This is a genomic window from Pseudomonas sp. NPDC089395 (assembly GCF_044749525.1).
Classification (GTDB): Bacteria; Pseudomonadota; Gammaproteobacteria; order Pseudomonadales; family Pseudomonadaceae; genus Aquipseudomonas.
In genome coordinates this window covers 143,814-168,345 of sequence record NZ_JBIVID010000012.1, presented here as the reverse complement: position 1 = coordinate 168,345, position 24,532 = coordinate 143,814, and the positions used below count along the sequence as shown (strand labels likewise).

Genomic DNA, 24,532 nt, shown 5'->3' with positions numbered 1-24,532 from the left:
CGCTTCGCTCCGGGGTTCCCTCGCTCCGGTCTTGCTCCCGGGAGGACCGCGCTGCAGGCCCCATCCTGGGGCCCAGCGCTTGACGGGCATCCATGCCCGTCACCTCCCTCCGCAAGACCTCCGCTCGGCCTCCTGACGTCGCAATTGGCGGTGACTGAACTACCGCGCGCTTAGAAGCAACAGCAAAAGCCAAAGCAAAAGCCAAAGCAAAAGCAGGGCAAGCCGCGCTGCGCGACGCAGTGGGCGGCAGGTGGCTATTGGTCTGCGTCACGCTATGCGCGACAATAGCGATCATTTGCGGAGCCCCCCCATGACTGAATTCACCCCTGACGCGATCCTCGATGCCACCGGCCTGAACTGCCCGGAGCCAGTCATGATGCTGCACCAGCACGTGCGCAACCTGGCCGCCGGTGGCCTGCTCAAGGTCATCGCCACCGACCCCTCGACCCGACGCGACATTCCCAAGTTCTGCAACTTCCTCGGCCACGAGCTGCTGCAGCAGCAGGAAGAGGCAGGCACCTTCCTCTACTGGATTCGCAAGAAAGCCGACTGAGCCGCGCTGGAACACGCCCGTCGTAGCGCCTACACTGCGTTCCCCTGACAGGAGAGCGCCATGCTGATAGTTGCCGACGAGAATATCCCGCTGCTCGATGCCTTCTTCGAAGGCTTCGGCGAGATCCGCCGATACCCCGGCAGGAGCCTCGACGCCGCCAGTGTCAAAGAGGCCGATGTGCTGCTGGTGCGTTCGGTGACCAAGGTCGATCGGCAACTGCTCGAAGGCAGCAAGGTACGCTTCGTCGGCACCTGCACCATCGGCACCGATCACCTCGACCTGAACTATTTCGCCGAAGCCGGCATTCACTGGAGCAGCGCCCCAGGCTGCAATGCCCGTGGCGTGGTCGACTACGTACTGGGTAGCCTGTTGACCCTGGCCGAACTGGATGGCGTAGCGTTGCCACACCGCACCTATGGTGTGGTCGGGGCAGGTGAAGTTGGTGGCCGGCTGGTGCGCGTGCTGCACGGCCTGGGCTGGAAGGTGCTGGTGTGCGACCCGCTGCGCCAGGCCAGCGAAGGCGGCGATTTCGTCAGCCTCGAAACGATCCTGGAACAGTGCGACGTGATCAGCCTGCACACGCCACTGCAGCGAGACGGTGAGCACCCGACCTGGCACCTGCTGGGCACCGCGCAACTGGCAAGCCTGCGACCGGGTGCCTGGCTGATCAACGCCAGCCGTGGGCCGGTAGTGGACAACGCAGCCCTGCGTGAGCTGCTGCTGGACCGCGAAGATGTGCACGCCGTGCTCGATGTCTGGGAAGGCGAACCGCAGGTCGATCTGCAACTGGCCGATCTGTGCACCTTGGCCACGCCGCATATCGCAGGTTACAGCCTGGATGGCCGCCAGCGTGGCACGGCGCAGATCTATCAGGCGCTGTGCCGCTTCCTCGACCAGCCTGAGCGGGTGCAACTGGCCGACCTGCTGCCCAAGCCGCCGCTGGCGCAGATCGAGCTGGATGGCGAGGCTGACCTGGGATGGGCGCTGGCGACGCTGTGCCGAGCGGTATACGACCCCCGTCGCGACGATGCCGATTTCCGCCGTAGCCTGAGTGAAGATGCCGCCGAGCAACGGGCGGCGTTCGACCAGCTGCGCAAGCATTATCCGCCACGGCGCGAAATCGAAGGGCTGGCGGTGCGGGTGCGGGGCGAGGCACCACAGTTGGTGCAGATGGTCAGTGCCTTGGGTGCGGTAATGGACTGACCGACTTGGGCATGCCGTACCGGCGATGAGGCCGCTACAGGCAACCCCAAACGGGCAATAAAAAACCCGGCGCAAGCGCCGGGTTGCAAAGAATTCGCGGCTCAGCCCTTGCGACTTTTTTCGTCGCGGCTCTCCTCCAGCTTCTTGCATGCGTGTTGAATCATCTGCTCGGTAATCGGAACCTCACGGCCCTGGGCGTCGATGATCGAACCGCAGGCCTTGGGTTGCGGGGTGCTCTGGCTTTTCGGGGTATCGCTGCCATGCTGCAAACTCATTCGCTGTCTCCTCATCAGGTCCAATATCAAAGTAAACCTGTGCCGTGACCGGCCTGTGACAAGGGCTCTTGGGTGTCGCGGACATCCCACAGTCCAACAGAAAGCGCAAAAAACCTCCAGAGGCCCGTTAGAACGTTGGGCTATAGCCGCAGGCGCGGTGGTTGAGTGGTAGTCTGCTTTTTCTCCCCCGCTGCTTTGGTCGCTGTCATGCCCGAACCGGTCTCCACCCGCCAACGCCGCGCCTTGCGCCTGGGCTGGCAATTCATTCGACCTTACCGTCGTCAGGCCCTGCTGGCATTGCTGGCACTGGTCGTGACTGCAGCCATCACCCTGTCCATGGGACAGGGTATCCGCCTGCTGGTCGACCAGGGCTTCATGACGCGCTCGACGCACCAGTTGAACCAGACCATCGGCCTGTTCCTGGTGCTGGTGCTGGCACTGGCGATTGGCACCTTCAGCCGCTTCTACCTGGTTTCATGGATCGGCGAACGCTGCGTAGCCGATATTCGCCGGGCCGTGTTTGATCATCTGATCGGGCTGCACCCCGGTTTCTTCGAAGACAACCGCAGCTCCGAGATCCAGTCGCGGCTGACCACCGACACCACCTTGCTGCAGTCGGTGATCGGCTCGTCGCTGTCGATGTTCCTGCGCAACGTGTTGATGGTGATCGGCGGCGTGGTGCTGTTGTTCATCACCAACGTCAAGCTCACCAGCATTGTGGTGCTGGCCCTGCCGCTGGTGCTGGCGCCGATCCTGCTGTTCGGCCGAAGCGTGCGCCGCCTGTCGCGGCAGAGCCAGGACCGGGTGGCGGACGTGGGCAGCTACGTGGCCGAAACCCTGGGGCAGATCAAGACCGTACAGGCCTACAACCACCAGGCGCGCGACCGTGCGCTGTTCGCCGACACGGTCGAGGCGGCCTTCGCCGTGGCCAGGCGGCGTATCGCCCAGCGTGCCTGGCTGATTACCCTGGTCATCGTGCTGGTGCTAGGCGCGGTGGGGGTGATGCTGTGGGTCGGTGGCATGGACGTGATCGCCGGGCGCATTTCGGCGGGCGACCTGGCGGCGTTCGTGTTCTACAGCCTGATCGTCGGCAGTGCCTGCGGCACCCTTAGCGAAGTGATCGGGGAGTTGCAGCGCGCCGCCGGCGCCGCCGAGCGCATTGCCGAGTTGCTGGCGGCGCGCAGCGCGATCCTGGCACCCGAGGTGGCGGTCGCCTTGGCGCGCCAGCGCGGTGGCGGGCGCATCGCGTTGCAACAGGTGGCGTTTGCCTACCCCTCGCGGCCCTCGGTGGCCGCCATCGACAACCTGAGCCTGGTCATCGAACCCGGTCAGACGCTGGCCCTGGTCGGGCCTTCGGGGGCCGGCAAGTCGACGTTGTTCGACCTGTTGCTGCGCTTCTATGACCCGCAGCAGGGACGCATTCTTCTCGATGGCGTGCCAATCACCGCGATGGAGCCCAGTGAGCTGCGCCGTCAGTTCGCCTTGGTGGCGCAGAACCCCGCCCTGTTTCGTGGCACTGTCGAAGCCAATATCCGCTATGGCCGGCCCGAGGCATCCATGGCCGAAGTCAAGGCTGCGGCGCAAGGCGCCTATGCCGACGAATTCATCCGCCAGTTGCCGCAGGGCTACCAGACGCTCTTGGGCGAGGGCGGTGTCGGCTTGTCGGGTGGCCAGCGGCAACGCCTGGCGATTGCCCGTGCGCTGCTGGTGGATGCGCCCATCCTGCTGCTCGACGAAGCCACCAGCGCCCTCGATGCGCAGAGCGAGTACCTGATCCAGCAGGCGCTGCCCAGCTTGATGGCTGGCCGCACCACGCTGGTCATCGCCCACCGCCTGGCCACGGTGCAGCATGCCGACCGCATCGCCGTCATCGACAAGGGCCGGGTGGTGGCGGTGGGGAGTCATCGCCAACTCATCGAGGAAAGTCCGTTGTATGCCCGCCTGGCTGCGCTGCAGTTCGCCAGCGGCTGAGTCATCGTCAACCTGTAACATTTCTGTAGCAAATGCCTGAGAGTATTGGCCCAACTGTTGCGTAAGTGCTCGACTTGGCTGCTATCGATCGATGGCAGCTTTTTTTTGGCCTACGAAAACGTTTCCCCACTTTCCTGTACCAGAGATCTGCGATGTTGCGTACTTCCCTCAGAGTGCAAATTCTCACCTTGCTGGGTGCCAGCCTGGCGGCGATGCTGCTAATAGCCTTGGTGTGTTTCCAGTTTCTGTCCTCCAGCGTTCGCGGATACGCCGAGCTGGTCGATGGGCCGCTGCGGGCTTCGCAAACCCTCGACGAAGCCAACCTGCAGTTCAAGATCCAGGTGCAGGAATGGAAGAACGTGCTGTTGCGCGGGCGCCAGCCGGCCGAGCGTGACAAGTACTGGCAGCAATTTCAGGCGCGCGAGCAGCAGGTTCAGCAATTGCTTGGGCAATTGATCGACACCAGCGATGTGTCTTTGAAGGCACCGTTGCAGCAGCTGCGCGACAGCCACCGGCAACTGGGCGTGGCCTATGAGCAGGGCCGCCAGGCGTTCATGGCCGCCGGTGGCGATCCGCTGGTTGGCGACCAGGCCGTCAAAGGCGTCGACCGTGCCGCCAGCGAACAGATGAGCGCGCTGGTCGAGCAACTTCGCGCCGATGCCCGCACGCGCGCCGCCAGCATCAGCGCCAGCGCAGAGCGCACGGTATGGTTGGGGATGCTGGTGATGCTTGGCTCAGCGTTGCTCGTGGGGCTGTTCAGCGTGTGGCGGGTCAACCGCAGCCTGATCGAGCCGATCCGCCAGTTGATCGAGTATGTGGCGCAACTGAGCCAGGGTCGCTTTGCCGCACGTGTCGACAGCCGTCGCGAGGACGAACTGGGTCGGCTGGCGCGCGCAGCCAATACCTTGCGTGATTTTCTCGCCGACACCGTGGGCAGGCTCAAGGACAATGCCCAGGAACTGGAAGGCGCCAGCGGCCAGTTGCGCAACATCGCCGGGGACATGGCCCGTGGCACCCACGACCAGTTCCAGCGTACCGACCAGGTGGCCACGGCCATGCACGAAATGTCCGCCACCGCCCAGGAAGTGGCCCGCCACGCAGCCGAAGCCGCGCGTGCAGCCGATGAGGCCGATCACAGTGCCCAGGCAGGCGAGCAGGTCATGCAGCTGACCATCGACATCATCGGCGTGGTCAACCGTGAGATCGCCGGAACCGCGGCGGTGATCCGCGACCTGGAGAGTGACAGCTCGCGCATCGGCAAGGTGCTGGAAGTGATCCGCGGCATTGCCGAACAGACCAACCTGCTGGCGCTCAACGCCGCCATCGAGGCGGCCCGTGCCGGCGAGGCCGGGCGTGGTTTTGCGGTGGTGGCCGACGAAGTCCGCAGTCTGGCCCAGCGCACGGCAGCCTCGATCGCCGAAATCCATCAGATCATCGAAGCGGTGCAGTCAGGCGCGCTGGAGGCGGTCAAGGCCATCGAGAGTGGGCAGCAGCGCAGTGAGGAGGGCGCCGAGCAGGTACAGCAGGCCGGGCACATGCTGCAGCGCATTACCACGGCGGTCGAGGCGATCCGCGACATGAACCGGCAGATCGCCACGGCTGCCGAGGAGCAGACCAGCGTAGCCGAGGATATCTCGCGCAACCTGATCGAAATCACCCGCATCGCCACCGCCAACCAGGAAGCTGTGCAGCATACCGAGCAGGCGGGCCAGCGCTTGCATGGGTTGTCGGGGCAGTTGGGCGAGGTGACGTCGCGGCTTACCGCTTGAAGGTACGCTGTGCGTTTCGCGAGGTTGCCGGCGAAGCGCACAGCGATTTTCTCAGGCACAACAAAAAGCCCGCACAAGGCGGGCTTTTTGAGCAGGATTTGGTCGGAGAGACAGGATTCGAACCTGCGGCCTTCTCGTCCCGAACGAGACGCGCTACCTGGCTGCGCTACACTCCGATGAACGAAATCCTACTGCATCGCTTTTTCGAGCGCAAGCCCTTGTTGTTAAAAGGGCTTATGTCAAAAACAGCGGCTGAATCAGAGCTCTTTGACGGTGCGAACCTGGTCTTTGTTCAGGCGCGTGCGCTTGCCGTCGAGCTGCTCGAATTCGTAGAAACCGGACTCATCGTCATAGGAAGGGGTATCGGTTGCCTGGATCTCGCGGCCATCGTTCAGGGTGATCACGCTGGGCGAGGAGCAGCCGGCGAGGGCGCCAATGCCGAGGGCGAGCAGGAAGGCGGGAAGAGTCCGTTGAATCATCGTGTTTCTCCAGTGCAAGGGTGCTAGATGATTTTATGACGCGGTGCGTCTGCGCAAGTTCCTTAGCAGTTCAGCATAGCCCTGTTAGTGGGTTATTGACCTGGATCTGCAGGGCTGGCCCGAGGCCTGCTGTGATATAAATGCGGGCATCCTCTTCTCCTGCGACGGACCCTCATGAAAGCCAAGGCAGATACCCCCTTCGTGGCGCTGAACATCGCCGTGCTGACGGTCAGCGATACCCGTACCTTCGAAACCGATACGTCCGGACAACTGTTCGTCGATCGCCTGACCGCCGCGGGCCACCAATTGGCGGCCCGTGTGCTGCTCAAGGACGACCTGTACAAGATTCGCGCCCAGGTCGCCACCTGGATTGCCGACGAAAGCGTGCAGGTGGTGCTGATTACCGGGGGTACCGGTTTTACCGGTCGCGACAGCACGCCTGAGGCTGTTGCCTGCCTGCTGGACAAGCAGGTTGAAGGCTTCGGCGAACTGTTCCGGCAGATTTCCGTGGCCGACATCGGCACCTCCACCGTCCAGTCGCGCGCCTTGGCCGGCCTCGCCAACGGCACCCTGGTGTGCTGCCTGCCGGGCTCGACCAATGCCGTGCGCACCGGCTGGGACGGCATCCTCGCTGAACAGCTCGATGCCCGTCATCGTCCGTGCAATTTCGTGCCTCACCTGAAGCAGGTTGCGGCCTGTGAAAGCCGTGGCTGAGGCGCCACACGCCCGGCCGCTGATGCCGGTGGAAGAAGCCCTCGAACGCCTGCTGGCGCTGGCTGAAGCGGCACCGATCAAGGATATCGAGCAGGTCTCGCTGGCCGAAGCCGAGGGCCGAGTGCTGGCGACCGACCTGGTCGCCTCGCTCGACCTGCCGCCGTGGCCGAACAGCGCCATGGACGGCTACGCGCTGCGCATGGCCGATCACCTGGGTGAACCTTTGCCGGTCAGTCAAAAGATCTTCGCCGGCCACGCCCCAGAACCGTTGCTGCCAGGCACCTGCGCGCGGATCTTTACCGGCGCGCCGCTGCCGGCCGGTGCCGACTGCGTCGAGATGCAGGAAAACACCGAAGTGCTGGACGACGGTCGAGTGCGCTTCCTCGAACCCTTGCAGATCGACCAGAACGTTCGCCCCCAAGGCCAGGAAACCCGAAAAGGCGAGCAGGTGATGGTCGCCGGCACTCGCCTGGGGCCGATCGAACTGGGTCTGGCGGCAACCTTGGGGCACGCCCATCTGCAGGTCGTGCGCCGGGTGCGCGTAGCTGTGCTATCTACCGGCGACGAGTTGGTCGAACCAGGCCTGCCGTTGGGCCCGGGGCAGATTTACAACAGCAACCGGCGCCTGCTGGTCAGCTGGTTGCAACGCCTGGGCTGCGAAGTGCGTGACATGGGTATTCTTCCCGATGACCTGGCGCGCACCCGTCAGTGCCTGGGCGGGCTGGGCGATGTCGACCTGATCCTGTCCACCGGCGGTGTTTCCGTGGGCGAAGCTGATTACCTTGGGGCAGCGCTGCGCGAGGCGGGCGAACTGGCCCTGTGGAAACTGGCGATCAAGCCGGGCAAGCCGCTGACCTTCGGCCATTATCAAGGCGTTCCGGTGATCGGCCTGCCGGGTAACCCGGCGTCGACGCTGGTCACCTTTGGCCTGCTCACTCGCCCCTACCTGCTGCGCCGCCAGGGTGTGGCAGCGGTCACGCCGCTGCAGTTCGACGTGCCCGCTGGATTCGACTGGCCCAAGGCCGGTACCCGGCGCGAGTACTTGCGCGCTCGTATCGAAAACGGTCAGGTGCGTATCTACAAGAACCAGAGTTCCGGTGTGCTGCGCAGCGCCGCCTGGGCCGAAGGCTTGGTCGAGGTGCGTGAAGGCAGCACGCCGAAGGTGGGCGACAGTGTGCCGTTCATTCCGCTGAGTGAACTACTCGGTTGAACGGCCTATCCAGCTGGCACTGCGCTGTGAGACATCGGCCGGTGCCGACTGCATCAGGCGCATGTGCACGGTCTCCAGTTGCTGCGCCGCGATGCTCCAGTCGTGGCGTTGCCGGGCAAACTGGCGACCGGCCTCGCTCATCTGGCACATCCGCCAGGGCTGGTTGAGCAACTGGGTGATCGACAGCGCCAACTGGTCCCCGTCGTCGCTGCCCAGGTAGTGCTCGCCGTTGTTCAGCGCAAGGCCTGAAACCCCCTTGGCGGTGGTGATTACCGGCAGTCCGGCAGCCATGGCTTCGAGGATTTTTACCTTGGAGCCGCCCGCGTAGCGCAACGGCGCGAAAAATAGCGCCGAACGCCGTTGCAGTTCGCGCAGGTCGGGGCGATAGCCTATCCATTCGATACGCGGGTCGTTCCAGTGTCGCTTCCAGCTGGCGGGCAGGGCGTGTCCAGCAATCGCAAGGCGCACCGCCGGATTGCTCATCCATACCTGGGGGAGAATGTCCTCCAGTGCCCATTCGATGGCTTCGAGGTTGGCACCGTACTCGAAGTTTCCGACGAACAGCAGGCGCTGGCTGTGCAGGGCCGGGCGCACGTCCTGGTAGTAATCGCAATCCACGCCATTGACCACCACGTTCACCGGCCGCCCGCTGATCTGGCTGATCAGTTCGGCGTCGTGCGCGCACACCGCTACCACTTCGCTGGGTTGGCGCAGTACGCGCTGTTCCCAGCGCCGATAGCGCCAGCGGTCGAAAGCATTGAGCGGCCGCAGCCACAATGGCAGGCGATCGTGGCAGGCCGCGCCCATCACCGATTCCAGGGTATGCTCGCTGAGCAAGTAGGGCAGACCGCGGGCTTGCAGGGCTTTTTCGAAAGGCTGGAAGCTGTAGCTGTGCTCGATCTGGATCACGTCCCAGGGCTCGTCCAGCAACTGCTCGAAGCGATGCCGCAGGCGCGGCGCAAGGCCATTGATGATGGCGCGCATCGGGTAGTCGATGATCGGCGAGGCCAGCAGGTTGAGTGGGCTGTGCAACGCGCGCCTGGGCAGTACGATCAGGCGTTCGACCAGCGGTTCAAGGGCTTCACGGGTAGCGTCGCTCAGGGGGATCTTCGTCTGCACCAGCAAGGTGATCCGGTGGCCATGCTGCGCCAGCGCGCGCAGCAGGTGGTATTGCCGGGTCTTGCTGCCGCTGGTGGTGGGCCAGGGCAGGTAGGGCAGTGTCCAGAGTATGCGCATAACCCGGAATCCTCACTAAAAGCCGCGGACAAAAAAAGCGCCCTGTGCAATCGATGCTGCCGGGACGCGTCCGTAGCTATCAGTAAAGCCCACGATACCGTCTTCGCCCAGGTACTCGCTGCTTTGTACCTCGATCATCTCCAGGTCGATGGCGCCGGGGTTGGTCGGGCGATGAAGCGGCAATGCAGCATTGTGCTCCTGCTTGTGGTCGAGATCTGGACTGACGGCTTCCCATGGAGAGGCACAATGCAAAAGCGCAAGGCAATGGTGATCCTGCATGGCAAGCAGGCGATGAACGAGGACGTACGTCAGGCAGTCGTGGCCATGCGCGAGCGCGGCTGGACGCTGGATGTGCGAGTGACCTGGGAGGGTGGGGACGCCCAGCGTCTGGTCGGCGAAGCGCTATCGGCCGGTTATAGCCATGTGGTTGCCGGGGGTGGCGATGGCACCTTGCGTGATGTGGCCGAAGCCATGGGCCAGGCGAAAACCGATGCCAGCCTGGCCCTGCTGCCGTTGGGAACCGCCAATGACTTCGCCAGGGCAGCCGGGGTTTCGTTGCAACCTGATGAAGCCCTGTCATTGCTCGAACTGCCGCCGAGGCCGATCGACCTGGGGCGGGTGGGCGATGAGTGGTTCCTCAACATGGCCACGGGCGGCTTTGGTAGCCAAGTCACCGCCAATACCTCCGAGGACTTGAAGAAAATACTGGGCGCGGCGGCTTACCTGTTCACCGGCCTGTCGCGCTTCAGTGAGCTGCAGGCTGCATCGGTGGAGCTGACGGGGCCGGACTTCCATTGGCAGGGTGAACTGTTGGCGCTGGGTATCGGCAATGGCCGCCAGGCCGGTGGCGGGCAGGTATTGTGCCCGGAAGCTCGGGTGGATGATGGCCTGTTGGACATCGCCATACTGCCGGCACCGCAGGAAATGGTTGGGGCATTGCGTGAGTTGCTGGCGGGGGAGGGATTGTTCGTGCGTTCGCGTTTGCCCTGGGTCGAAATCAAGTGTTCCCAGGGCCTGGACATCAACCTCGATGGTGAACCGCTACAGGCTGACAGCTTGCGTTTTGAAGCATGCCCCGCAGCATTGCGGCTGCATTTGCCAGCGGACTCGCCGCTGCTCAGTCGTCCAGGCTGATGATCTTCTCGCGCACGGCAAACAGCACCAGCCCGGCGACATCGTAGATCTGCAGGCGTTTCATGATTTGCGAGCGGTGGGTTTCCACGGTCTTGATCGACAGGCCAAGACCGCTGGCGATCTCGCGCGTGGACTTGCCACGTGCGATAAGGCGCAGAATTTCCAGCTGCCGTGCCGTCAGATTGTGGCGGTCGCCATGGGCGTGCTTGCCGTGCTGCGCGCGCATCAGGGCCTGGTTGATCACGGTATGGGCGATGGCCGGGCTGAGGTAGCGTTCGCCGCTGCGCAGGGCGGTCAGCGCCTGCTCCAGTTCGGTGGCGGTGGCATCCTTGAGCAGGTAACCCTGGGCGCCGCTTTCCAGCGCCCGCATGATCAGCTCCGGGTCGGTGTGCATGGACAGGATCAGCACCCTGCAGGCGTGGCCATTGGCGCGCAGCAAGGTGAGGGCGTCCAGGCCGCTGGTCGAGCGCATGGAAATGTCCAGCAGCACGATGTCGGGTGCCAGTTGCTGAGCCTGTTCAAGCAGTTGGTCGCCGTCTTCGGCCTCACCAACCACGGTGTAGCCCGGGATATCGGACACCAGGGCACGCACCCCGGCGCGGATGAGCGAGTGGTCATCCACCAGCAGCAGTCTACAGGTCATGGCGAAATCGGGGTCCTGGCGCGTTCATGGGTGCGTGGTTGCCACGGAAACAAGACATCGATCCGCGTGCCAAGGCCGAGCTGGCTGGTAATTTCCAGGCTGCCCTTGAGCGCGGTGGCGCGTTCCTGCATGCCCGCCATGCCGCGTTGACCCGCCTCGGCAGGGTTGATTGCAGGGATGAACCCCAGGCCATCGTCCTGGATAGACAAGGCCAGGCCATCGGGCTTGCGCTGCAGGCGGATGGTCAGGTTGCGTGCCTGGGCGTGACGCAGCATGTTGGTGACAGCTTCCTGGGTGATGCGAAAAGCGGCCATGGCCACTTCCTCGGAAATCCCGCCCAGACGCTGCTGGCACTCCAGGCTCCAGTGCACATCACTGCTTTCCAGGGTGCGCACCAGGTGGGCGCGCAGACTGGCTTCCAGACCAAGGCTGGCCAGTTGCCGGGGATTGAGGATGGCGGACACGTCGCGCACCTTGCTCAACGAGTCTTCCAGGGTGCTGCGCAAGGTCCCGCAGTGCGTCTGCAATTCACTGGGCAATCGCCGTTGCAACCAGTCCAGTTGCAGCTTGGCGGCAGTGAGCAACTGGCCAATGTCGTCATGCAATTCACGGCTCAGGTGCTGGCGCTCGCCCTCCTGCACCTTGAGCATGCGATCGGCCAATTCCGCCGGGCGCATGCTGATCGACCGGGCGCCGTGGCTCAGGTGCCAGCAGACGCCGAGGGTCGCGACCAGTTGCAACAGCAGCAGGACGGCCGGAAGGGCCTGCGTGACCACCAGCGACAGATTGGCGACCAGCGACACCACGCACAGCGACGCTGTCGCCCAGCGCAGCAAGGTGGCGCGGGAACAGCGACGCAGAGGAATCTTCAAGCGTGGGGACATAGATAGGGAAGCCACTGAAGTCTTGCTGATGGAGGCCGTGCGCATGGTTTACCAGAGGCGTTGGCGTCGAGCTTTCAATAACTGGCGAGTGCGCGTTGAAAGCAATTCATATACGGCTGGCCGGTGTTTGTTGGTGCGCATGGTATCACTTCGGACTGCGTTGGTCGCGGCCGGGTAATGCTTTGAAACCTCGGGATTTACGGGCTGATCGCGGCGTCTTCCCTACGCCGCAAGATGGCAAAGTGACACCACCGATTCAACCCTTCGACTTACCCACTGCAACTTTTGTGAGCGGCATTTGGCTATAGGCCTTGGCACTAGGCAAGTTTGACCTGATAGGCCATCGCCAGTATCGCTTAGTTGCCCCGTGCCGCACTTGCTAGTGCATAGGCGCGGTTGGCTACAGGAGTGTGCGGGTGGATACAGCTGCTGCCGGTTTCATGGCAGGGCGCACACGTTTGCGGCAAGGGCTGATGCAGCGCGTTCGCAAGGTCAGTCAGCAGCGCAACTTGCTCGCTGGTGTCGAGGGCAAGCCGGCCGGTGCGCACATCCACCAGTTCCAGTTGCCAGGCCAGCAATGTCAGGCACGCCTCCAGCGGCGGCAGCGCTTCGCTGTGCAGGTGCAGTTGCCGACAGGCCGGGGCGAGCAGCTGCTGCAGGGCGTCGGCATAGTGCGCGACTTCGCGCAGGTTGAGGCCGCTGGCGCGTCGGGCGAGCGTGTCGAGGGTATTGTTCAGGCAATGACAGGCGTCGGGGTCATTGGTGATCAGTTCCAGGTGTTGCAGGCATTCCTGGGACTGGGTCAGCAAGACCTGCGCATCCAGCAGAAATTCCTGCAGGGCGCTGTTGTTGAAGACGGTGCTGTCCATCATGACACTCCTGCGCGCAAGGCAAGAGCAGGGGATGGCCACGTCAAGTCGATCGCTCGCAAAAGCCTGACTCCATTCATGCAGTGAGAATGGCGTCACATTAATGGCTAAAGGATATCGCGAACATCAGGTTGCACCCGATTGCCACTAGGGGTTTCCCTGATGGCTATCTAGGGTGCGACTGCCGCGCGCAGGAATGCATCCAAGGTGGCGATTTTCGCAGTAAAGCATGATGGTAATATGATATCAATTGCTCGCGCGGCATTTTCCCATCAGGGTCAAGCTGAGCCTGAAGCCGCCGATACAGGGAAGATCAATTGACCATTTCCCACTCAAGCCCGGGGGTTTTCCAATGGCTGGCATTCTCGACACGGTAGACCAACGCACGCAACTGGTGGGTGAGAACCGCCTGGAAATTCTCATGTTTCGCCTGGCCGGTCGCCAGCTGTTCGCGATCAACGTCTTCAAGGTGCAAGAGGTGCTGCAGCTGCCCAAACTGACCTTGATGCCCCAGCGTCATGCGTTCGTCTGCGGTGTGGTCAACCTGCGTGGGCAGACCTTGCCCGTCATCGACTTGTCCCAGGCGATCGGCATGCGCCCGCTGCAGCCGGGGCCGGACAGCACCATCATCGTGACCGAATACAACCGTTCAGTGCAGGCGTTTCTGGTCGGTGGCGTCGATCGCATCGTCAACATGAACTGGGAAGCCATCCTGCCGCCGCCTTCCAGTGCTGGCCGCCAGCACTACCTGACGGCCATCACCAAGGTGGATGAGCAACTGGTGGAAGTGATCGATGTGGAGAAAGTGTTGGCCGAAATCGTGCCGTACAACGCCAGGGTTTCCGGCGACAAGCTCGCCGATCCGGTGCTGGCCCGCGCCCGTGGGCGTGAGGTGCTACTGGTGGACGATTCCAGCGTGGCCCTGGCGCAACTGCGTGACACCCTCTCGCAACTGGGGATGAAACTGCATGTGGCCAGCGATGGCCTGAAGGCTTTGCGCATGCTCAAAGGCTGGGTCGACGCCGGCGAGGATGTGTGTGAAAAACTGCTGATGGTGTTCACCGATGCCGAAATGCCGGAGATGGACGGCTACCGTCTGACCACCGAGATCCGCAGCGATGCGCGCCTGCGCAAGTTGCACGTGGTGCTCCATACCTCGTTGTCAGGCAGCTTCAACGAGTCGATGGTGAAAAAGGTGGGCTGCGACAATTTCCTCTCCAAGTTTCAGCCTGACCGCCTGGTTGACGTGGTCAAGCAACGCCTGCTGCTCGATGTTGCCACTGCGTGATCCTTTAGCCTGCCAGGTATAAGCTTGGCTTTTTGCATGGCACGAGGCAGGCAAGGATGTTTCTGAGTGAGTTGTATCGATACCCGGTGAAGTCGGGGCAGGCCCAGCGCCTGCAGGGTTCACCGGTAGACCTTCTGGGGTTGCAAGGCGATCGGCGCTGGATGGTGGTGGAGGAAGAGAGCGGACGTTTCCTTACCCAGCGTGCCTGGCCGCAACTCAGTCAGCTCAAAGCCAGCGAGGGCGAGTCCGGCGCGCTGTTGCTGGAAGCGCCGGGGCAGGTGCCGTTGCAGGTGGCGGTGCCCGCCGCCGATGACAGCTTGCGAGGCGTTACCATCTGGCGCGACACGTTGCGTGTGCCCGATGCGGGCGACGAGGCGGCGGCCTGGTTGTCGCAACTGCTAGGCAAACCCCTGCGCCTGGTCTATTGCCCGGAGCAACGGGCGCGCTACCTGCCCAACGGTTACGGTCTGAACAGTGACCGCGCGGCGTTTCCCGATGGTTTCCCATTGTTGCTCATAGGGCAAGGTTCGTTGGACGAGTTGAACCGGCGGATTGGCCGGCCAATGGAAATGCTGCGTTTCCGACCGAACCTGGTGGTGCAGGGGGCCGAGCCCTTCGCCGAGGATGGCTGGAAGCGGATTCGTATTGGCGAGCTGGAATTTCGGGTGATCAAGCCCAGTGTGCGGTGCATCTTCACCACACTGGATCCTGCGACAGGGGAGCGCAGCCCGGACCGTGAGCCGCTGACTACCTTGAAAACCTTCCGGGAGAAGGAGGGAGATATCCTGTTCGGGCAGAACCTGGCGGTGGACGGCAGCGGTAGGCTGGAAGTGGGGATGGCGGTCGAGATTTTGGAGTAGTGCTTGGCCTCATCGCCGGCAAGCCGGCTCCCGCAGGTACAGCACAGGCCTTGAGGGCAGTGGAGCACCTGCGGGAGCCGGCTTGCCGGCGATGAGGCCGGTCGAAGCTCAGCAGCTTTCAGTTGTCATCGAAATACCGCTCATGCCAGTCCACCAGCGGCTGCGGCGCATTGAGCTTCTGCCCGTAGATCACCGAGTACGACAGCACGTTCTGCACGTACTGGCGCGTTTCGTCGAACGGAATCGATTCCACCCACACATCGAAGCTCAAATGCTTGGCGCCCTTGAGCCACTGGCGCACACGCCCAGGCCCTGCGTTGTATGCCGCCGATGCCAGTACCCGGTTGCCGTTGAACTGGCTGTGCACCTGGCTCAGGTAGGCCGCGCCCAATTGGATGTTCTTGTCCGGGTTGAACACTTGCTGGGGCGACGCCAGCGGAATGCTGAACTTGCGTGCGGTTTCCTTGGCCGTGGCTGGCATCAACTGCATCAGGCCACTGGCACCGACGCTGGAGCGGGCATCTTCCATGAAGGCGCTTTCCTGGCGCGTGATGGCGAACACCCAGCTCGAATGCAAGCCGCGTACCTTGGCTTCGCGCACCAAGGTATCGCGGTGGGCCATCGGGAAGCGGATATCCAGGTCGTCCCAGTACTGCGCCTGGCTGATGGTGCGAATGGCCGGGAAGTACCAGCGCAGGTCATAGGCCAGGCGCGCCTGGGCGACCATTTCGTCCCGGGTAAAGTGGCGGCTCACGTGGTACCACTCGCGGCGGCCTTCGACGATCTGCCCGCGGGCATGGAATTCCAGGGCGCGCTGCACACCTGGGGTGTTGCGCACCTTGTTGACCAATGCCGGGCTCAGCACCAGCGGTTTGTTGTTCAGCTGGTACGGTGTCTGCGCACGGTCGGCGGCGAGGAAGCCGTAGAAGTCGCGCTCGCGCGCCACGTTCTTGTACAGCAGCGGAACCTGCGGGTTGTTCGGCTGGGCCAGCTCCAGGCTGCGCGCTTGCCAGTACTTCCAGCGGTTACTGCTGGCCAGGTCCTGGGGCAGGCGTTTGGTCAGCTCGTAGGCGTCTTCCCAGCGGCCCAGGCGCAGCAACAGGCGCAGGCGCCACTCGCTGACGGTGTTGTCGCGCAGTTCAGGGTCGTAGCGGGTCATCAGGTCGAGCGCCCGCGGGTCGTAGCGGCGCGCCAGGGTCAGGCCGATCTCGCGGGCGATGGCGACCTTTTCGTCGCGGGAGAAGTGCATGCGCTGGGCGTAATCGTCGAGCAGTGCCATGGCCCGTTCAGGGTCCTGGCGGGCCAGGCGGCGCAGGCCGAGGCTGACCACGTCGGACATGGCTTCATTGACGGGGGTGAAGCGCGACGGCTGATTGAGCAGCTCGGGCTTCTGCGCCACGTCGATCAGCAAACGACCCTGCGGGCCGAGGGTGGTCAGGCCCTGGACCAGGTTGTTGGCCAGGCTGTAGTTACGTGCCTGGGCCGCCAGCTTGGCGCGGTTCCAGCGCTTGGCCTCGGTCAGTTGACCTTCGGCGGCCCACATGCCGAACAGGGTGTCACAGGCGGCCGGTTGCGACTTGCCCACGTTCCACAGTTTCTCGGCGCTGGCATAGCCTTCGGCACGCTTGCCGTGGCTCAGCTCGTACTGGCCATTGAGGCAGTCCAGCTCGGTGAAGTTGAGCTTGGGGTCATAGTACTTGACGAAGGTGTTCCACTCGCCACGTTCTGCCAGCCAGCGCAACCAGCGCAGTTTCATCCAGTTGGCCTGGGGCAGATCGCCGTGCTTGGCGAGGAAACCTTCGATTTCCTCGTTGCTGGCGCTCTTGAGGCGCGCGGTGAGTTCGTCGTAGGCCAGGTAGGGCGTCAGTGGATAGTCGCGCAATTCCTGGGCATAACGCAGGTAAGGGCCTTTGTCGCCCTTGGCCAGTGCACGCTTGGCCTGGTCGTAGTACTGGCGTTGAAGGGTGAGGTCGGTGGCCTGCGCCACGTTGGCGGTGGCGGCGGTGAGCAGCAGGCAGGAAGCAATCTGTAACAGGCGGCTGCGCATGATACGTCCGGGCAGTTGAACCATGGGAAAGTGACGGCGAAGCCAGCACTGTTGGAAGCTATTGCCTTAGCTTAGCTGTTTGCCGGCAGCGGGTGAAAGCACTGTGCTTGTATCAAGGCGTTAACACCGACCGGATGTCGCAATACCCTGGCAAGGAGGTCAACTTAATGCTGGAACGGGCCAACTCAGGTAGAATGCGCGCCCGCTTTCTGGAGACGAACATGACCCTGCTCAAATTCAGCGATGTGTCCCTCGCATTCGGCGCGATGCCGCTGCTGGACAAAGTGTCCTGGCAGATCGCCCGTGGCGAGCGGGTGTGCATCATCGGCCGCAACGGCACCGGCAAGTCCAGCATGCTACGTCTGGTCAAGGGCGAGCAGAAGGGCGATGACGGCGAGATCTGGCGCGCCCCCGGTCTGAAGATCGGCGAATTGCCGCAGGAACTGCCGGTGGCCGATGAGCGCAGCGTGTTCGACGTTGTGGCCGCCGGGCTCGATGGCGTCGGCGAGTTGCTGGCCGAATACCACCACCTTAGCCAGAACATCCACGGCGACGAAGACCTGGAAAAGCTCATGCACGTCCAGCACGAGCTGGAAGCGCGTGACGGCTGGCGCCTGCAGCAGGTGGTGGAAAGCACCCTGAGCCGCCTGCAACTGCCGGCCGAGAAAACCCTGGCCGAGCTCTCCGGTGGCTGGCGTCGCCGCGTCCTGCTGGCGCAGGCGCTGGTTTCCGAGCCTGACCTGCTGCTGCTCGACGAGCCGACCAACCACCTGGACATCGGCGCCATCGCCTGGCTCGAAGAGGCCCTGAACGGCTTCAACGGTGCTGTGCTGTTCATCACCCACGACCGTTCCTTCCTGCAGAACCTGGCCACCCGCATCCTCGAACTGGACCGCGGCGGCCTGATCGACTGGAACGGCGACTACGCCAGCTTCCTGGTGCACAAAGAGGCCGCGCTGGCCGCCGAGGAAACCGCCAACGCGCTGTTCGACAAGCGCCTGGCCCAGGAAGAGGTGTGGATCCGCCAGGGCATCAAGGCTCGCCGTACCCGCAACGAAGGCCGAGTGCGTGCACTCAAGGCCCTGCGCGTCGAGCGCAGCGAGCGGCGCGACCGCCAGGGCAAGGCGAACATCCAGATCGAAGCGGCGGAGAAATCCGGCAAACAGGTGATGGTGCTGGAAAACGTCAGCTTCTCGCACCCTGAAGGGCCGATGTTGGTCAAGGACTTCTCCATGGTCCTGCAGCGTCAGGACCGTATCGGCCTGCTGGGCGCCAACGGCACCGGCAAGACCACGCTGCTCAAGCTGATGCTGGGTGACCTGGAGCCCATATCGGGCAAGGTCGAGCGTGGTACCAAGCTGGAAGTCGCCTATTTCGACCAGATGCGCCACCAGCTCGAGCTGGAAAAGACCGTGATCGACAACCTGGCCGAAGGCCGCGACTTCATCGACATCGATGGCCAGAGCCGGCATGTGCTGAGCTACCTCGGCGACTTCCTGTTCAGTCCGCAACGTGCCCGCACGCCGGTCAAGGCGTTGTCCGGTGGTGAGCGTGCGCGCCTGCTGCTGGCCAAGCTGTTCAGCAAGCCGGCCAACCTGCTGGTGCTCGACGAACCGACCAACGACCTCGATGTGGAAACCCTCGAGCTGCTGGAAGAAGTGCTGTGCAACTACAAAGGCACGGTACTGATGGTCAGCCACGACCGGGCGTTCCTCGATAACGTGGTCACCAGCACCCTGGTGTTCGAAGGGGAGGGCAAGGTACGCGAGTATGTGGGCGGCTACGAAGACTGGATCCGCCAGGGTGGTTCGCCGAAGTTGCTGGGCGTGACCGAAAGCAAGGGCGGCAAGTCCGAACTCAACAGTGCGGTGGTCGAGAAGGCGCCGGTCGAGGCTGCGCCTGAGCCGGTGGCACCGGCGGCCGATGCCGCGAAGAAGAAGCTCAGCTACAAGTTGCAGCGCGAGCTGGAGATGTTGCCGGGGCAGATCGACCAACTGGAACAGCGCATGGCGGTGGCTCAGGAAGAGGTCAATGCAGCTGGCTTCTATCAGCGGCCGATTGCCGAGACTTCGGCGGTGCTGGCGCAGATAGAGAAATTGCAGGGCGAGCTGGATGTGCTGGTAGAGCGTTGGGCTGAGCTGGAAGGCTGAGTTCGACCTTTTGGCCCTATCGCCGGCTTGCCGGCGATTAGGCCAGTACGGGCTACATCATTCCTTCTTCTGCAACCGCACCGCCAGCACATCGCACGGCGCGCCGTGCAGCACGTCATTGGCAGTGGAGCCCAGTAGCAATGCCAGGCCATGCCGGCCATGGCTGCCCACTACGATCAGGTCGCACTGCTGGTCCTTGGCCAGTTGGTGGATTTCCTGGCGTGGCTGGCCATAGGTCAGGTGTGAATCGCCACGGTTGATGTCGGGATACTTGTTGAACAGCCGTTCCATGCGCTCTTTCGCCTGGTCGAACTGCTGTTGTTGCAGTTGCGACAGGTCCATCGGTACATCGCCGCCAAAGGCCATGGCCATCGGTTCGACGATGTGCACCAGCGAAACCTTGGCACCGGTAGGTTCGGCGAGCTTCATGGCACGTTTGATCACCGGGTCGCACTCTTCGGTGAGGTCGACGGCGACCAGAAGATGTTCGTAGGACATGAGCTGTACTCCTGACAATCGCGATAGTAGAAGTATGGTCGCTTTCGGGCAGGTCTTCCGTGAAACCGAGTAACCCGCTCATTTGCAACGCTTTATGGAATCTACAGATATGACGGTATGGCTGGTGGTGTCAATCCTTGCGCTGATTCTAAGTCCGCTTTCCTGGTTGCGCCTGTCGCGCAAACAGGGCGAACAGATGAGCCTGCGCCTGGAGGCGCGGCGTATGGGCCTGGCCATGCAACTGGCGCCGCAGCAGTGGCCGCACTGGCTGGAAAATGAACCGCCCAGCCCTTGCCCGCAGTACCACCGGGCGCGGCGTCGGGGGCATGAAGACAGCTGGTGCTACTGGCAGGTCAGCCCTGGCGTGTGGTGGAACAAGTGGCGTGAAGTGTGCGAGGAGCCGCGCCTGATTGAAGTGTTCGCCCGCCTGCCAAAGACCGTCTACAAGGTCGAAGCCGACACGCGCATGATCGCGCTGTACTGGAGCGAGCGGGGTGATAAATCTGTGTTGCAGGATATTGCTCACGCCTTCGAAACCCTCGCTTGATCGCAGCGTAACGGCTGTACCGTAACGACAAAGCGGCAACCCGGCAGCACCCTTCGAGGTGCTGCCGGGTTGCCGCTTTGTCGTTTCTGCGCTGCAGAAAAGGCCAGGCAGGCCGGGAATTTCAGGGAGCGAGTGGCAGTGTAGCCAGCTTTGCGCTCCGTGCATGAAAAATGCACCTCCGGGCCACTTCTGTGGTCAATCGCTGACATGAATGATCAGCAATCACTGTCATCATGTTTTGCCCCCGACTGATGGAAAATGACCGGAAAGTCGCGTTTTCACCGTGCTCGTGAGCATTTGACAACGCGGATCTTTTCGGAGAATGTGTGCAGACCCAAATCAAACGGGCGTATGAATTGAGCGTTTGTATGTCACACCGCTCGAACAAAATCCCGACTAGCGCGCTGACGGGTGTGCCTGGGGCGAGGGCAGCGAAGGGCTGCTTTTTCACCAGCGATCGGCGTGTACAGTTCAGCTTCCATATCGTGGAGATCAGTTGATGATTTACGAAGGTAAAGCCATCACGGTTAAGGCTCTTGAAAGCGGCATCGTCGAACTGAAGTTCGATCTCAAGGGTGAGTCCGTCAACAAGTTCAATCGCCTGACCCTGGACGAGCTGCGCCAGGCCGTCGACGCCATCAAGGCCGACGCCTCGGTGAAAGGTGTGATCGTCAGCAGTGGCAAGGACGTGTTCATCGTCGGCGCCGACATCACCGAATTCGTCGAAAACTTCAAGCTGCCCGAGGCCGAGCTGGTGGCCGGCAGTCTGGAAGCCAATCGTATCTTCAACGCCTTCGAAGACCTCGAAGTCCCGACCGTGGCGGCCATCAACGGCATCGCCCTGGGTGGCGGCCTGGAAATGTGCCTGGCGGCCGACTATCGGGTCATGGCCAGCAGCGCCAAGATCGGCCTGCCGGAAGTCAAGCTGGGGATCTACCCAGGCTTCGGCGGTACCGTGCGGTTGCCGCGTCTGATCGGCTCGGACAATGCCATCGAGTGGATCGCCGCCGGCAAGGAAAACCGCGCCGAAGACGCGCTGAAGGTCGGTGCCGTCGACGCTGTGGTCGCCCCTGAACTGCTGCAAGCCGGTGCCCTCGACCTGATCAAGCGCGCCATCAGCGGCGAGCTGGACTACAAGGCTAAGCGCCAGCCCAAGCTGGAAAAGCTCAAGCTCAACGCCATCGAGCAGATGATGGCCTTCGAAACCGCAAAAGGCTTTGTCGCGGGCCAGGCCGGACCGAACTACCCGGCACCCGTCGAAGCCATCAAGAGCATCCAGAAGGCCGCCAACTTCGGCCGTGACAAGGCCCTGGAAGTCGAAGCGGCAGGTTTTGCCAAGCTGGCCAAGACCTCGGTCGCCGAGAGCCTGATCGGCCTGTTCCTGAACGACCAGGAGCTCAAGCGCAAGGCCAAGGCCCACGACGAGATCGCCCACGACGTGAAACAGGCCGCCGTGCTCGGCGCCGGTATCATGGGCGGCGGCATCGCCTACCAGTCGGCGGTCAAGGGCACCCCGATCCTGATGAAGGACATCCGCGAGGAAGCCATTCAACTGGGCCTCAACGAAGCGTCCAAGCTGCTCGGAAAACGCGTCGAGAAGGGCCGCCTGACCCCGGCGAAAATGGCCGAGGCACTCAACGCCATTCGTCCGACCCTGTCCTACGGTGATTTCGCCAACGTCGACATCGTCGTCGAAGCCGTGGTCGAGAACCCGAAGGTCAAGCAGGCCGTGCTGGCGGAAGTGGAAGGCCAGGTGAAAGAGGACGCGATCCTCGCCTCCAACACCTCGACCATTTCCATCAACCTGCTGGCCAAGGCCCTCAAGCGCCCCGAGAACTTCGTCGGCATGCACTTCTTCAACCCGGTGCACATGATGCCGCTGGTCGAAGTCATCCGTGGCGAGAAGTCCAGTGACGTGGCGGTTGCCACCACGGTGGCTTACGCCAAGAAGATGGGCAAGAACCCGATCGTGGTCAACGATTGCCCAGGCTTCCTGGTCAACCGCGTGCTGTTCCCGTACTTCGGCGGTTTCGCCAAGCTGGTCAGCGCCGGCGTCGACTTCGTGCGCATCGACAAGGTCATGGAAAAGTTCGGCTGGCCGATGGGCCCGGCCTACCTGATGGACGTGGTCGGCATCGACACCGGCCACCATGGTCGCGACGTGATGGCCGAAGGCTTCCCGGATCGCATGAAGGACGAGCGTCGCTCGGCCGTTGACGCCCTGTACGAGGCCAATCGCCTGGGTCAGAAGAACGGCAAGGGCTTCTATGCCTACGAGACCGACAAGCGCGGCAAGCCGAAGAAAGTCTTCGATGCCACCGTGCTCGATGTGCTCAAGCCGGTCGTCTTCGAGCAGCGCGAAGTCACTGACGAAGACATCATCAACTGGATGATGGTACCGCTGTGCCTGGAGACCGTGCGCTGCCTGGAAGACGACATCGTCGAGACGGCTGCCGAAGCGGACATGGGCCTGGTCTACGGCATTGGTTTCCCTCCCTTCCGTGGTGGTGCGCTGCGTTACATCGACTCGATCGGCGTGGCCGAATTCGTCGCCCTGGCCGATCAGTACGCCGACCTGGGGCCGCTGTACCACCCGACTGCGAAGCTGCGTGAAATGGCCAAGAACGGCCAGCGCTTCTTCAACTGAGCGGCCAAAGAGCTAGAGCGAGAATATTGATATGAGCCTGAATCCAAGAGACGTGGTGATTGTCGACTTCGGTCGCACGCCGATGGGCCGCTCCAAGGGTGGCATGCACCGCAACACCCGCGCCGAAGACATGTCGGCGCACCTGATCAGCAAGTTGCTCGAGCGCAACGACAAGGTCGACCCGAAAGAAGTCGAGGACGTGATCTGGGGCTGCGTCAACCAGACCCTGGAGCAGGGCTGGAACATCGCCCGCATGGCGTCGTTGATGACCCAGATCCCGCACACCTCGGCCGCCCAGACTGTCAGCCGCCTGTGCGGCTCGTCGATGAGCGCGCTGCACACCGCTGCCCAGGCGATCATGACCGGCAACGGCGATGTGTTCGTGGTCGGTGGCGTGGAGCACATGGGCCACGTCAGCATGATGCATGGCGTCGACCCCAACCCGCACCTGTCCCTGCACGCGGCCAAGGCGTCCGGGATGATGGGCCTGACTGCCGAGATGCTGGGCAAGATGCATGGCATCACCCGTGAGCAGCAGGACCTGTTTGGCCTGCGTTCGCACCAGCTCGCCCACAAGGCGACTGTCGAAGGCAAGTTCAAGGACGAGATCATCCCGATGCAAGGGTATGACGAGAACGGCTTCCTGAAGGTGTTCGACTTCGACGAGACCATTCGCCCGGAAACCACTCTGGAAGGCCTGGCTTCGCTGAAGCCTGCGTTCAACCCCAAAGGTGGTACCGTGACCGCCGGTACTTCGTCGCAGATCACCGACGGTGCTTCGTGCATGATCGTCATGTCCGGCCAGCGTGCCATGGACCTCGGCATCCAGCCGTTGGCCGTGATCCGCGCCATGGCCGTGGCCGGTGTCGACCCGGCAATCATGGGCTACGGCCCGGTGCCTTCGACCCAGAAAGCCCTCAAGCGCGCCGGCCTGACCATGGCCGACATCGACTTCATCGAGCTCAACGAAGCCTTCGCTGCGCAGGCACTGCCCGTGCTGAAAGACTTGAAAGTGCTCGACAAGATGAATGAGAAGGTTAACCTGCACGGCGGCGCCATTGCGTTGGGCCACCCGTTCGGTTGCTCCGGGGCGCGGATTTCCGGCACCCTGCTCAACGTCATGAAGCAAAATGGCGGTACCCTGGGTGTGGCCACCATGTGTGTCGGCCTGGGTCAAGGCATCACCACTGTCTTCGAACGCGTCTGATCGCAGAGCAAGGCAGCAGCCGGGGCCTCGTGCCCCGGTTTTTGTTTTTTTACGAAAATTGTTTCAAGAGGGTAAGCGACATGCAGATACAACCAGGCGTATACCGGCATTACAAAGGGCCTGAGTATCGTGTCTTCAGTGTTGCACGGCACTCCGAAAGCGAAGAGTGGATGGTCTTCTACCAATGCCTGTATGGTGATTACAGCTATTGGGTACGCCCTCTTTCCATGTTCCAGGAGTCCGTCGAGGTTGACGGCGAGCAGGTGCCGCGCTTTGCTTTGGTCAAGGCCGAAGAAGGGCTGCCTGGGGTGCCTGGCAAGTCGCAAGAGTGAACGACCGCGCTTGACC

At 62.8% G+C, this 24,532-nt stretch carries 22 protein-coding genes, 1 tRNA gene and 2 pseudogenes; 15 read left to right on the top strand and 10 right to left on the bottom strand.

The genetic code is table 11. From position 1 onward, the window contains the following. Window positions 1-310: 310 nt before the first annotated feature. On the top strand, window positions 311-553 hold the full coding sequence (gene tusA / locus ACIPZG_RS23110) for a sulfurtransferase TusA (protein WP_008090850.1): 243 nt from the start codon (window positions 311-313) through the stop codon (window positions 551-553). Between the two features lie 60 nt (window positions 554-613). Next, window positions 614-1,756, top strand: a complete 1,143-nt coding sequence (gene pdxB / locus ACIPZG_RS23105) for a 4-phosphoerythronate dehydrogenase PdxB (protein ID WP_400717199.1) — start codon at window positions 614-616, stop codon at window positions 1,754-1,756. A gap of 101 nt (window positions 1,757-1,857) precedes the next feature. Here the strand turns inward: pdxB and ACIPZG_RS23100 are convergent, their stop codons facing one another. Further along, window positions 1,858-2,031, bottom strand: a complete 174-nt coding sequence (locus ACIPZG_RS23100; protein WP_008090497.1) for a PA1571 family protein — start codon at window positions 2,029-2,031, stop codon at window positions 1,858-1,860. 207 nt (window positions 2,032-2,238) lie between these two features. Here ACIPZG_RS23100 and ACIPZG_RS23095 point away from each other — a divergent pair, with 207 nt between their 5' ends. The 3 genes and pseudogenes from ACIPZG_RS23095 (at window position 2,239) to ACIPZG_RS23085 (ending at window position 5,771) form a co-directional block, all read left to right on the top strand. Continuing rightward, a complete protein-coding gene (locus ACIPZG_RS23095) occupies window positions 2,239-4,002 on the top strand; it encodes an ABC transporter transmembrane domain-containing protein (protein ID WP_400717197.1) in 1,764 nt (587 codons plus the stop codon). Window positions 4,003-4,154: 152 nt separating this feature from the next. Next, window positions 4,155-4,838 (top strand): annotated as a pseudogene (locus ACIPZG_RS23090) (methyl-accepting chemotaxis protein); the annotation flags it as partial. A 165-nt stretch (window positions 4,839-5,003) separates the two neighbouring features. Then, window positions 5,004-5,771, top strand: a complete 768-nt coding sequence (locus ACIPZG_RS23085; protein ID WP_400717215.1) for a methyl-accepting chemotaxis protein — start codon at window positions 5,004-5,006, stop codon at window positions 5,769-5,771. A 99-nt stretch (window positions 5,772-5,870) separates the two neighbouring features. On the opposite strand, the gene ACIPZG_RS23080 is transcribed toward ACIPZG_RS23085, so the two are convergent. Together ACIPZG_RS23080 and ACIPZG_RS23075 are read right to left on the bottom strand one after the other, a co-directional pair. Beyond that, window positions 5,871-5,947 (bottom strand) — tRNA-Pro (locus tag ACIPZG_RS23080). Between the two features lie 81 nt (window positions 5,948-6,028). Next, window positions 6,029-6,250, bottom strand: coding sequence for a YgdI/YgdR family lipoprotein (locus ACIPZG_RS23075; protein ID WP_400717194.1), 222 nt, complete (start codon window positions 6,248-6,250; stop codon window positions 6,029-6,031). A gap of 174 nt (window positions 6,251-6,424) precedes the next feature. On the opposite strand from ACIPZG_RS23075, the gene moaB reads away from it, so the two are divergent. Beyond that, on the top strand, window positions 6,425-6,964 hold the full coding sequence (gene moaB / locus ACIPZG_RS23070; protein ID WP_008090492.1) for a molybdenum cofactor biosynthesis protein B: 540 nt from the start codon (window positions 6,425-6,427) through the stop codon (window positions 6,962-6,964). Between the two features lie 22 nt (window positions 6,965-6,986). Then, a complete protein-coding gene (glp, locus tag ACIPZG_RS23065; protein ID WP_400717213.1) occupies window positions 6,987-8,174 on the top strand; it encodes a gephyrin-like molybdotransferase Glp in 1,188 nt (395 codons plus the stop codon). Here the strand turns inward: glp and ACIPZG_RS23060 are convergent. Both ACIPZG_RS23060 and ACIPZG_RS23055 read right to left on the bottom strand, forming a co-directional pair. Then, window positions 8,163-9,410, bottom strand: a complete 1,248-nt coding sequence (locus ACIPZG_RS23060; protein WP_400717191.1) for a glycosyltransferase family 4 protein — start codon at window positions 9,408-9,410, stop codon at window positions 8,163-8,165. The genes glp and ACIPZG_RS23060 overlap by 12 nt on opposite strands. Window positions 9,411-9,425: 15 nt before the next feature. Then, window positions 9,426-9,584 (bottom strand): annotated as a pseudogene (locus ACIPZG_RS23055) (hypothetical protein); the annotation flags it as partial. Window positions 9,585-9,656: 72 nt separating this feature from the next. Between ACIPZG_RS23055 and yegS the strand changes: the two are divergent. Continuing rightward, complete coding sequence (gene yegS / locus ACIPZG_RS23050) at window positions 9,657-10,544, top strand: lipid kinase YegS (protein ID WP_400717189.1); 888 nt, start codon at window positions 9,657-9,659, stop codon at window positions 10,542-10,544. Here the strand turns inward: yegS and ACIPZG_RS23045 are convergent. From ACIPZG_RS23045 to ACIPZG_RS23035, 3 genes are all read right to left on the bottom strand, one after another. Then, window positions 10,528-11,187: a response regulator gene (locus ACIPZG_RS23045; protein WP_400717186.1), complete on the bottom strand. Its 660-nt coding sequence runs from the start codon at window positions 11,185-11,187 to the stop codon at window positions 10,528-10,530. The genes yegS and ACIPZG_RS23045 overlap by 17 nt on opposite strands. Further along, on the bottom strand, window positions 11,184-12,071 hold the full coding sequence (locus ACIPZG_RS23040) for a sensor histidine kinase (RefSeq protein WP_400717184.1): 888 nt from the start codon (window positions 12,069-12,071) through the stop codon (window positions 11,184-11,186). Before ACIPZG_RS23040 ends, ACIPZG_RS23045 begins: the two co-directional genes overlap by 4 nt. Before the next feature lie 356 nt (window positions 12,072-12,427). Further along, the gene (locus ACIPZG_RS23035) at window positions 12,428-12,943 is read right to left on the bottom strand and encodes a histidine kinase (protein ID WP_400717182.1); all 516 of its coding nucleotides are present in this window, start codon (window positions 12,941-12,943) and stop codon (window positions 12,428-12,430) included. Window positions 12,944-13,292: 349 nt separating this feature from the next. On the opposite strand from ACIPZG_RS23035, the gene ACIPZG_RS23030 reads away from it, so the two are divergent. Both ACIPZG_RS23030 and ACIPZG_RS23025 read left to right on the top strand, forming a co-directional pair. Further along, on the top strand, window positions 13,293-14,228 hold the full coding sequence (locus ACIPZG_RS23030; protein WP_400717180.1) for a chemotaxis protein CheV: 936 nt from the start codon (window positions 13,293-13,295) through the stop codon (window positions 14,226-14,228). Window positions 14,229-14,284: 56 nt separating this feature from the next. Continuing rightward, a complete protein-coding gene (locus ACIPZG_RS23025) occupies window positions 14,285-15,088 on the top strand; it encodes an MOSC domain-containing protein (protein ID WP_400717178.1) in 804 nt (267 codons plus the stop codon). A gap of 118 nt (window positions 15,089-15,206) precedes the next feature. Here ACIPZG_RS23025 and ACIPZG_RS23020 read toward each other — a convergent pair whose 3' ends face one another. Beyond that, entirely contained in the window at window positions 15,207-17,135 is a 1,929-nt protein-coding gene (locus ACIPZG_RS23020; protein ID WP_400717176.1) for a transglycosylase SLT domain-containing protein, read from the bottom strand. 221 nt (window positions 17,136-17,356) lie between these two features. On the opposite strand from ACIPZG_RS23020, the gene ACIPZG_RS23015 reads away from it, so the two are divergent. Further along, window positions 17,357-19,285 (top strand): ATP-binding cassette domain-containing protein, encoded by a 1,929-nt coding sequence (locus ACIPZG_RS23015; protein ID WP_400717174.1) that lies wholly within the window; start codon window positions 17,357-17,359, stop codon window positions 19,283-19,285. Between the two features lie 57 nt (window positions 19,286-19,342). On the opposite strand, the gene ACIPZG_RS23010 is transcribed toward ACIPZG_RS23015, so the two are convergent. After that, on the bottom strand, window positions 19,343-19,783 hold the full coding sequence (locus tag ACIPZG_RS23010) for a universal stress protein (RefSeq protein ID WP_008094089.1): 441 nt from the start codon (window positions 19,781-19,783) through the stop codon (window positions 19,343-19,345). A 109-nt stretch (window positions 19,784-19,892) separates the two neighbouring features. On the opposite strand from ACIPZG_RS23010, the gene ACIPZG_RS23005 reads away from it, so the two are divergent. The 4 genes from ACIPZG_RS23005 to ACIPZG_RS22990 all read left to right on the top strand — a co-directional run bounded on the left by ACIPZG_RS23005 (window position 19,893) and on the right by ACIPZG_RS22990 (window position 24,516). After that, window positions 19,893-20,330, top strand: a complete 438-nt coding sequence (locus tag ACIPZG_RS23005; RefSeq protein WP_400717172.1) for a hypothetical protein — start codon at window positions 19,893-19,895, stop codon at window positions 20,328-20,330. A gap of 499 nt (window positions 20,331-20,829) precedes the next feature. Then, window positions 20,830-22,977 carry a fatty acid oxidation complex subunit alpha FadB gene (gene fadB, locus ACIPZG_RS23000; protein WP_400717170.1) on the top strand — a complete coding sequence of 716 codons (2,148 nt, stop codon included), beginning with the start codon at window positions 20,830-20,832 and terminating at the stop codon, window positions 22,975-22,977. 31 nt (window positions 22,978-23,008) lie between these two features. Next, window positions 23,009-24,184, top strand: coding sequence for an acetyl-CoA C-acyltransferase FadA (gene fadA, locus ACIPZG_RS22995; RefSeq protein ID WP_008094097.1), 1,176 nt, complete (start codon window positions 23,009-23,011; stop codon window positions 24,182-24,184). A gap of 80 nt (window positions 24,185-24,264) precedes the next feature. After that, a complete protein-coding gene (locus ACIPZG_RS22990) occupies window positions 24,265-24,516 on the top strand; it encodes a DUF1653 domain-containing protein (RefSeq protein WP_008094098.1) in 252 nt (83 codons plus the stop codon). Window positions 24,517-24,532: the final 16 nt, after the last annotated feature.